The sequence below is a fragment of the Bradyrhizobium sp. AUGA SZCCT0431 genome (assembly GCF_018131065.1).
Classification (GTDB): Bacteria; Pseudomonadota; Alphaproteobacteria; order Rhizobiales; family Xanthobacteraceae; genus Bradyrhizobium.
The window spans coordinates 1-1968 of the sequence record NZ_JAFCLR010000095.1; the positions used below are offsets into that span (position 1 = coordinate 1).

Annotated in this window: 2 protein-coding genes; both read right to left on the bottom strand. The window is 56.7% G+C overall.

Translation table 11 applies throughout. From position 1 onward, the window contains the following. Positions 1–171: 171 nt before the first annotated feature. The gene (locus JQ567_RS37885; RefSeq protein ID WP_212443530.1) at positions 172–510 is read right to left on the bottom strand and encodes a DUF1330 domain-containing protein; all 339 of its coding nucleotides are present in this window, start codon (positions 508–510) and stop codon (positions 172–174) included. 209 nt (positions 511–719) lie between these two features. Continuing rightward, positions 720–1364 (bottom strand): MaoC/PaaZ C-terminal domain-containing protein, encoded by a 645-nt coding sequence (locus tag JQ567_RS37890; protein WP_249165998.1) that lies wholly within the window; start codon positions 1362–1364, stop codon positions 720–722. Between the last annotated feature and the right edge of the window lie 604 nt (positions 1365–1968).

A 1968-nucleotide genomic window follows, 5' to 3' on the forward strand; every position in this document is an offset into this window, starting at 1 on the left:
TCAGCTTCCCCCGCAGAATCACGAGAGAATCATAGCAAAGCAGCGGCGTTTTCACACAGCCAGGGTCAATCGCGTCGTTTTGGCCGGCCGCCGACCACTTCCGCTCCACCCCTATAAACAGACATCGTTGCCGTCGTCGGCATGTCTCAAAGGTGCCAGATGCGGAATGGACTAAGCCTGCCGGTTATTGATGTGCGGCAGACGATCTTCAAGCGGGACAAAACCGCCATCAATAATGAACAACTCAGCATCCGCCGCACCGTCCCTGAGTTGAATTGCCTCTTGATAAGCCGGACTTTCGTACCAAGCCTTGGCTGCCGCCACATCGGGAAATTCAATCAGGACGACACCTTCGAGCGACCCCATCAACTCTAGTGGCGCGAGCGGTGTATAAACAGAAAGGAACTTGGCGCCCCGTCCCTCAAAAGTCGGGCGGGCAGCCTTCCAATACGCCTCGAGTTTTTGTCGATCATGCACGCGTCTGTTCAGGGCAATCATGTAAGCAGGCATTGTTCGCTCCCATAGGCGTGTTTCTAGAACATGCGGATTAAGCCTCAAGCTATACGGTTATAGCATGCTCGGACGTCTCATTGGCCGATAGATGCCCGTATTGGGTCATTCGCGTCGGTTTTGACCGCCCGCCGATCACTTCCGGTCCACCCTAAAGAACGGACATCGTGGTCCTGCGAAGGCATGTCTCAGAAGTGCCAAGACGGACATTACCGAGGAGACACATTCGCGTCCGGCCTCCGCGCAACGAAAATGGTGGAAATGCATTCCAGCACCGTCTCGTGCTTTTGATTGCGCAGCAGGTTTTTGTTGCGGACTATTCCCCAGTCAGGTTTCGATTTCGAGGGGCGCAGCTCCAGAACCGTCATTTCGAGATCGAGCGCGTCACCCGGACGTACCGGGTTCGTCAGCTTCAGCTCATCCCAACCCAATCCCATCAGGACCTGGAAGTGCGGTTGAAGCTGACCCGAGAGCAGGATGTAGATCGCAAACGTATGCGACCCCGATGCCGTCAATCCGCCAAAGACCGATTGTGCCGCGAGTTCCTCGTCGATGTGGCGGGGTATCGGATCGTATTGTTTGGCGAAACGGATAATCTCTTCCTTGGAGAGCGAATAGGGGCCCGCCGCGCTGCGGATTCCGATTTGCAGTTCTTCAAAATAAAGGTTGGTCATCGATGCCTCCGTCGATGAAGCGAGAGGCAATACGACTCCCGCTCGCCGGTTCAACGGGCGACATCGTAACGGGTAAAATTGGCCCCGGTTAGTGGCAATCGCTGGTTTGGTCACATGTCTGAGTTGACTCATTCGCGTCGCTTCCGGCATGCCGGTCGACGTCCGCTCAGCGGGAATCATCGGACACGCGCCGCACCATTCGCAGACTGTAGTCGATCCTCTTTAGTGTGTATTTTGAGGTCCGCCCGACCGACGTTGCTGCGTCGCTTCGCGAGCAAGCGCTATTCTGCCGCCCCAGGTGCGACAAATCAACCCGACGGGCAAATCAATTCTGATTTACAGAATTCGTGTCAAGCCCCGAAATCAAAAATATTTCGCTTTTCCAGAAGGGCAAATCAGATGCATATCTTTGTCCATCCCGTCCCACTCAGAGGGCGTCGGCCGTCGTCACGGACGTTGGGCGGGTCGCGGTGGACGCTGATGTGCTGGCGACGAACGGCACTGAAGCGTACGGCGAAGTCGTGTGGTCCCGGCGCCCCGTTGCTGGCGTCAAGTTCCTGAGAAGCCAAACGCTGATCAGGAGCGATGGTGGCAAGAAAGCCCGTTCACCAGGGAGAGCACGATATAAGCCGTAAAGCCATTGCGCAGGGAAGGCCGGGTGTTCTCCGCTGGACCTGTATGCTCGTGTGCACTTTGTTTTGTGCAGACCGCACGCGAGACCGCGGGTGCAGCGCGCACCCGGTCTTCCCTGCGCCCTCTTACGAGAGGGCGGGAAGTTTCTGGC